Below are 6558 nucleotides of genomic sequence, written 5' to 3' on the forward strand. Positions count from 1 at the left end.
CTATTGATAGGTAAAGTAATTGATCTCCACAGCTAACATCACCATGCAGTTCGGCGCCAAGCCGCTGTTTGAGAACGTCTCGGTCAAGTTCGGCGCCGGCAACCGTTATGGTTTGATCGGTGCCAACGGTTGCGGCAAGTCGACCTTCATGAAAATCCTCGGTGGCGACCTCGATCCGTCCGGCGGCCAGGTGATGCTGGAGCCGAACGTGCGCCTGGGTAAGTTGCGCCAGGATCAGTTCGCCTACGAAGAATTCAACGTGATCGACACCGTGATCATGGGTCACGAAGAGCTGTGGAAGGTCAAGGCCGAGCGCGATCGCATCTACTCGCTGCCGGAAATGAGCGAAGAAGACGGCATGGCCGTGGCCGAGCTGGAAACCGAGTTCGCTGAAATGGACGGCTACACCGCCGAATCCCGTGCCGGTGAATTGCTGCTGGGCCTGGGTATCGGCATCGAGCAGCACTTCGGCCCGATGAGCGAAGTGTCCCCAGGCTGGAAGCTGCGGGTCTTGCTGGCCCAGGCGCTGTTCTCGGATCCGGAAGTGTTGCTGCTCGACGAGCCAACCAACCACCTGGACATCAACACCATTCGCTGGCTGGAAAACATCCTGACCCAGCGTAACAGCCTGATGATCATCATCTCTCACGACCGTCACTTCCTGAACAGCGTGTGCACCCACATGGCTGACCTGGACTACGGCGAGCTGCGCCTGTTCCCGGGCAACTACGATGAATACATGACCGTGGCGACCCAGTCCCGCGAGCAGTTGCTGTCGGACAACGCCAAGAAGAAGGCGCAGATTTCCGAACTGCAATCGTTCGTCAGCCGCTTCTCGGCCAACGCCTCGAAAGCCAAGCAGGCCACATCCCGTGCCAAGGCGATCGACAAGATCCAACTGGCCGAGGTCAAGCCTTCGAGCCGTGTGAGCCCGTTCATCCGTTTCGAACAGACCAAGAAGCTGCACCGCCAGGCGGTCATCGTCGAGCGTATGGCCAAGGGCTTCGACGGCAAGACCCTGTTCAAGGATTTCAGCTTCCAGGTTGAAGCGGGCGAGCGCGTGGCAATCATCGGCCCGAACGGTATCGGCAAGACCACCCTGCTGCGCACCCTGGTCAACGAACTGACCCCGGACGCCGGCAGCGTGAAATGGACCGACGCGGCTGAGCTGGGCTACTACGCCCAGGACCACGCCCATGACTTCGAAGACGACGTCACGCTGTTCGACTGGATGGGCCAGTGGGCCCAGGGCGAACAAGTGATCCGCGGCACCCTCGGCCGCATGCTGTTCTCCAACGACGAGATCCTCAAGTCGGTCAAGGTCATCTCCGGTGGTGAGCAAGGTCGCATGCTGTTCGGCAAGCTGATCCTGCAAAAGCCCAACGTCCTGGTCATGGACGAACCGACCAACCACTTGGACATGGAATCCATCGAAGCGCTGAACCTGGCGCTGGAGAACTATCCGGGCACGCTGATCTTCGTCAGCCACGACCGTGAGTTCGTATCGTCCCTGGCCACCCGCATCATCGAGTTGAGCCCAAGCGGCGTGATCGATTTCAGCGGCACCTATGACGACTACCTGCGTAGCCAGGGCGTGGTGTTCTAAGCCCAGCAACACAGCAAAAAGTGGCAAGCGGGCTTGCTGTGACAAGCAGATTTGTTACGGCTAGCAGGCTTGTTGTGGCGAGCGGGCTTGCCCCGCGCTGGGCTGCGTAGCAGCCCCCATCACTAATCCTCCCGCATTTCACCAGATAAAACGCGGGTGCAGGTTTTAGGGCTGCTACGCAGCCCAGCGCGGGGCAAGCCCGCTCGCCACAACCACAACCACAACCACAGCCATACTCATCAAAACCAGACGCCGGCGACAATCGTTAGCCTGCTTCCTTTTTCTCCAAGCCCTTGCCATGATGCGTTCACCGCCCTGCCGCGAATGAGCCTCCATGCCTACCGCTCCCAGCTCCCTGTCGATCACCCTGCAGATCGTCTCCATCGTGTTCTATACCTTTATTGCGTTCATCTGCATCGGCCTGCCGATTGCGGTGATTCCCGGCTACGTCCACGAACAACTGGGCTTCAGCGCGGTGGTTGCTGGCGTGACCATCGGCTCGCAATACCTGGCCACCCTCCTCAGCCGTCCCATGGCCGGGCGTATGTCGGACAACGTCGGCACCAAGCGCGCGATCGTGCTCGGTTTGAGCGGCATCCTGCTTAGCGGGGTGTTGACGTTTATCGCCACCCTGCTGCAGAGCCTGCCCAACTTGAGCCTGGGAATTCTGATTGTCGGTCGCGTGTTGCTGGGCGTGGCTCAAGGCCTGATCGGCGTCGGTACCATCAGTTGGTGCATGGGCCAGGTGGGCGCCGAACACACCGCACGCTCGATCTCCTGGAACGGCATCGCCTCCTACGGTGCCATCGCCATTGGCGCACCACTGGGCGTGGTGATGGTTGCGCAATACGGCTACAACAGCCTGGGTATCGCGCTGGCGGTGCTGGCCGGGCTTGGCCTGGTGCTGATCCGCAAAAAGCCCTCGGTACCCGTGGTACGCGGCGAACGCCTGCCGTTCTGGGCAGTGTTCGGGCGCATCGCGCCGTTTGGCGCCAGCCTGTGCCTGGCCTCCATCGGCTACGGCACCCTGACCACCTTCATTACCCTGTTTTATCTGAGCCGCGGCTGGATCGGCGCCGCCTGGTGCCTGACGGTGTTTGGCATCTGCTTTATCCTCTCGCGCCTGCTGTTTATCTCCAGCATCACCCGCTTTGGCGGATTCCGCGCGGCAATTGCCTGCATGACCCTGGAAACCGTCGGCCTGGCCCTGCTGTGGCTCGCGCCCTCTCCCGCCATTGCCCTGATCGGCGCCGGCCTCACTGGTTTTGGCCTGTCTCTGGTGTACCCGGCATTGGGCGTCGAGGCCATCAAACAAGTGCCCAACAGCAGCCGAGGGGCCGGGTTGAGTGCCTATGCAGTGTTTTTTGACTTGGCGCTGGCGATTGCCGGGCCTTTGATGGGCGCAGTGGCGTTGAACCTGGGGTATTCGTGGATATTCTTCTGTGCAGCGCTACTGTCCGTCACAGGCCTGGGCCTGACCTTGCTGCTGATGCGCCGGGCCTACTGATCGGGGGTCTGCATGCCGGCCCGCGAATGCTGGCCGAGGGTGCGCCCGAAAAAGCGCCCGGCCTCGGAAATCAGGTCACGGTGAATGCCCTCCCGGTCCACGCCATCGGCGTCCGTACACAGCGCCGGCATCAGCGCCAGCTGCTCGTCATCGCACGGGGCCATGAAGATAAAGTGCCCAGCCCCGGCCAACAGTTTGAAGTCCGGTGGCTGCGGCAGTTTGCGCGCCAGGGCGGCAGCGTTTTTATCCACGGCCACTAGCTTGTCGCCATCGCCGCTATACAGCAGCACCGGCACATGCACGTCACCCAGGGTGTGCCGGCCAAACATCAGGCTCAGCGGCGCCATCAGCATCAATGCGTGGATCCGCGAGTCCGCCTGGGGTTGCAGGTCATCGCGGTCGACCACCAACTCACCCTTTGTCGTGCAGGCATCACGGTCTTCGGGGCGTTCCTGGCAATAACGGCGCAAACGCTCGAAATCCGGCTTGGCCCCGGCCAGGATCAGCGCCGTCTCGCCGCCCGCCGAATAGCCGATTACGCCCACTTGCCGCACATTAACGAACGGCGACAGCATCGGGTCGCCAAGGGTCGCGGTAATCGCTGCAGAAATCTGGATCGGCCGGCCATACAGGTTGCTCAAGGTGCCCAAGCGGCTGTGGTCCTTGTAGTTATCTCCGGGATGCAGCACCGCCACCACCACAAACCCTTTGCGCGCCAGCGACGTCGCCAGGTCGTGCAAGGCCAGGGGTGTGCCGGTGTTGCCATGGGACAGCATCAGCAGCGGGAAGCGACCAATGGCGACCTTGGCATCTTCCGTGGCGGCGACGCGATACGCGCCCACCTGGCTGATATGTTCGCGGCCCGTGGACGGATAGAACGCGATGGCTTTCATCGGCTGCGCATCCAGCGGATCGGGAAAGCTCATCCGATGATAGCCCACGCTCCAATGGGGGTGCGGGGCCACCGCGGCCTGCACTGAAACGAGGCTGCCGAGCAGGGAAACCAGCAAGACTGCACAAAGACGCATCATGGGGATGTCCACCTGTGCTGTGTGACGCCTGCGAGTCGGTTCAGGCTCGGGCGGTTTGACCCTGTACTGCATAAGCTGCGCCAGGTTCGCCCGCCCAAAACAAAAAACTCCGTATCCAGCTGGTTTTCAGGCCAACAGAATACAGAGTTTAGGCGCCTCGAATCAGATTGATAGCGAGCCGCGGTGAAATTTACACAGGCCTTACGCAGCGACGAACAACTGCTCGCTGATCAGTGCATTGGCGTCGTTCAGCGCCTTACTGCGCGCTTCGTCACCGTAGGCCAGGCCATGGGCACGGACGAACTCGATGTCGGTGATGCCGAAGAAGCCCAACAGTACTTTCAAGTAGTCCTCGTGCCCCACGCCGGTAGGCTGACCCACATGCAAACCACCGGCGGTAGAAACCACGATGACTTTCTTGTTGCCGCACAGGCCTTCCGGGCCGGCTTCGGTGTAGCGGAAAGTCTGGCCGGCGACGGCAATGCGGTCGATCCAGGCCTTGAGCTGGGTGGGGATGGTGAAGTTATACATCGGCGCGGCGATGACCACCGCGTCAGCGGCCAGGAACTCGGCCAGGGTCGAGGCGCTCAGGTCGGCTTCGTGCTTTTGCACCGCATCACGCAGTTCGGCGGCAGTACCCAGGGCGCCCAGGGTAATCCCGGAAAAGTGGTTGATGCCTTCACTGGCCAAGTCGCGGTAGGTGACTTCCACACCCGGCTCGGCCGCTTGCCAGGCCTTGACCACTTCGCGGCTCAACTGACGGGATACCGAGTTGTCACCAAGGATGCTGGAATCAATATGCAAGAGTTTCATGTGGGATCTCCAAGTGAGGACCGCCACTGGGCGATCTGATGGAGAGAATCCTACAGATCAATCCAATAGCCGATTAGCCGGTTAAAATGCGATAGTTCGTCCCACTGACAGGACAATAGGCCCAACATGCAAGACCTCAATGACCTCTACTATTTTGCTAAGGTGGTGGAAGCCGGTGGCTTCGCGGCGGCTGGCCGGCTGCTGGGGATCCCCAAGTCGCGGCTGTCGCGGCGCATTGCCGAACTCGAAGAACGCCTCGGCGCCCGCTTGTTGCAGCGCACCACCCGGCAACTGACCCTGACGGCCGTGGGTGAGCGCTACCTGGGGCATTGCCAGGCGATGTTGCTGGAAGCCGAAATGGCCGACGAAGCGGTGGCCAACATGTCCAGCGAGCCCCGGGGGCGCCTGCGGGTCAGTTGCCCGGTGGGCCTGGCCCACGAAATTCTGCCGACCGTGGTGGCGCAATTTCTCGCGGCACACCCATTGGTGCAGTTGGAAATGATGCTGATCAATCGCCGCGTCGACCTGGTGGCCGAAGGCGTAGACGTGGCCTTGCGCGTGCGTGAACTGGGGGATGAAGACCCACTGCTGGTGACCCGCCGTCTGCGCCAGGCACAAACCGCCATGGTTGCCAGCCCCGAGTTTGTGCGTGGCCACCAGATCAACACCCCGGCCGACCTCAAGCACCTGCCGGTATTGGGCGCCCTGGAAGCCGATCGCCTGGTTCACCTGCGCATGCTCGACCCGGCCGGCAACGCCACCGACCTGGCCATGGAGGCACGCCTGGGCATCGATGATTTTCTGGTACGCAAAGCCAGCGCCCTAGCCGGCCTGGGTTTCACCGTGCTGCCGATGATGTATTGCGAGCAAGAACTGGAAACCGGCCAACTGGTGCAATTGCTGCCCGAATGGTCATTGCCCGGTGGTTGGCTGCAAGCGGTGTACCCGCATCGACGCGGTGTATCCCCAGCGGTGCGCGCCTGGATCGACTTTCTGGCCCATGCTTTCAACAATTGTGGAGATCGCCTGCTATGAGTACCCGCATCATGAGCGAAAACGACGTCGCCCAGTTCTGCCTGGGCTTGCCCGGAGCACGGGAGGATTACAAATGGGGCGGTGTGCGGGTGTTCTCGATTGCCGGCAACAAGATGTTTGCCCTGCAGAACCTGCGGGGTGACTCCCTGGCATTCAAGGTCGACAAGGAGCTGTTCCTCGGCCACGTTGACCGCCCGGGCATCCACCCGGCGCCGTACCTGGCGCGGGCGCAGTGGATCATCATGCAAGTGCCCTACCCCCTGGGGGGCGAGGAACTGCGCGGCTTGTTGCAGCGCTCCCACCAGTTGGTGGTGAGCAAACTGCCCAAGCGCACGCAGATCGGGCTCAAGCTGGTGTAGGAGCTGGCTTGCCTGCGATGGCATCGCCTCGGTATGCCTGATACACCGAGGTGCCGCCATCGCAGCATAGGTATCTACACAACTTTCAGAAACTGACGAACTCTCCTGTGGCGAGCGGGCTTGCCCCGCGCTGGGCTGCGAAGCAGCCCCAATAAGCCGAATGCGTTGTACCAGATACACCGCAGCGGCTGGTTTTGGGCCAGCACC

At 61.6% G+C, this 6558-nt stretch carries 6 protein-coding genes; 4 read left to right on the forward strand and 2 right to left on the reverse strand.

Annotated elements, in window-relative coordinates; genetic code table 11:
• Window positions 1-19: 19 nt before the first annotated feature.
• Together FIV38_RS28330 and FIV38_RS28335 are read left to right on the forward strand one after the other, a co-directional pair.
• Window positions 20-1606, forward strand: coding sequence for an ABC-F family ATPase (locus tag FIV38_RS28330; RefSeq protein ID WP_071610063.1), 1587 nt, complete (start codon window positions 20-22; stop codon window positions 1604-1606).
• A 334-nt stretch (window positions 1607-1940) separates the two neighbouring features.
• The gene (locus FIV38_RS28335) at window positions 1941-3113 is read left to right on the forward strand and encodes an MFS transporter (protein WP_029290538.1); all 1173 of its coding nucleotides are present in this window, start codon (window positions 1941-1943) and stop codon (window positions 3111-3113) included.
• Here the strand turns inward: FIV38_RS28335 and FIV38_RS28340 are convergent.
• Both FIV38_RS28340 and FIV38_RS28345 read right to left on the reverse strand, forming a co-directional pair.
• Entirely contained in the window at window positions 3107-4144 is a 1038-nt protein-coding gene (locus tag FIV38_RS28340; protein WP_092236456.1) for an alpha/beta hydrolase family protein, read from the reverse strand. The two genes, FIV38_RS28335 and FIV38_RS28340, sit on opposite strands and share 7 nt — an antisense overlap.
• A gap of 201 nt (window positions 4145-4345) precedes the next feature.
• The gene (locus FIV38_RS28345; RefSeq protein WP_092236453.1) at window positions 4346-4957 is read right to left on the reverse strand and encodes an FMN-dependent NADH-azoreductase; all 612 of its coding nucleotides are present in this window, start codon (window positions 4955-4957) and stop codon (window positions 4346-4348) included.
• Between the two features lie 126 nt (window positions 4958-5083).
• Here FIV38_RS28345 and FIV38_RS28350 point away from each other — a divergent pair, with 126 nt between their 5' ends.
• Together FIV38_RS28350 and FIV38_RS28355 are read left to right on the forward strand one after the other, a co-directional pair.
• Window positions 5084-5992 (forward strand): LysR substrate-binding domain-containing protein, encoded by a 909-nt coding sequence (locus FIV38_RS28350; protein ID WP_029290534.1) that lies wholly within the window; start codon window positions 5084-5086, stop codon window positions 5990-5992.
• A gap of 11 nt (window positions 5993-6003) precedes the next feature.
• On the forward strand, window positions 6004-6351 hold the full coding sequence (locus FIV38_RS28355; protein WP_092237442.1) for an MmcQ/YjbR family DNA-binding protein: 348 nt from the start codon (window positions 6004-6006) through the stop codon (window positions 6349-6351).
• The last annotated feature ends 207 nt before the right edge of the window (window positions 6352-6558 follow it).

Origin of the sequence: Pseudomonas proteolytica, assembly GCF_007858275.1 — a bacterium.
GTDB classification, from domain to species: domain Bacteria; phylum Pseudomonadota; class Gammaproteobacteria; order Pseudomonadales; family Pseudomonadaceae; genus Aquipseudomonas; species Aquipseudomonas proteolytica.

Excerpts from the sequence above, each read along its gene's own strand:
- FIV38_RS28335 (WP_029290538.1), top strand. The coding sequence starts at position 1,941 with ATGCCTACCGCTCCCAGCTCCCTGTCGATCACCCTGCAGATCGTCTCC.
- FIV38_RS28355 (WP_092237442.1), top strand. The coding sequence starts at position 6,004 with ATGAGCGAAAACGACGTCGCCCAGTTCTGCCTGGGCTTGCCCGGAGCA.
- FIV38_RS28350 (WP_029290534.1), top strand. The coding sequence starts at position 5,084 with ATGCAAGACCTCAATGACCTCTACTATTTTGCTAAGGTGGTGGAAGCC.
- FIV38_RS28340 (WP_092236456.1), bottom strand. The coding sequence starts at position 4,144 with ATGATGCGTCTTTGTGCAGTCTTGCTGGTTTCCCTGCTCGGCAGCCTC.
- FIV38_RS28345 (WP_092236453.1), bottom strand. The coding sequence starts at position 4,957 with ATGAAACTCTTGCATATTGATTCCAGCATCCTTGGTGACAACTCGGTA.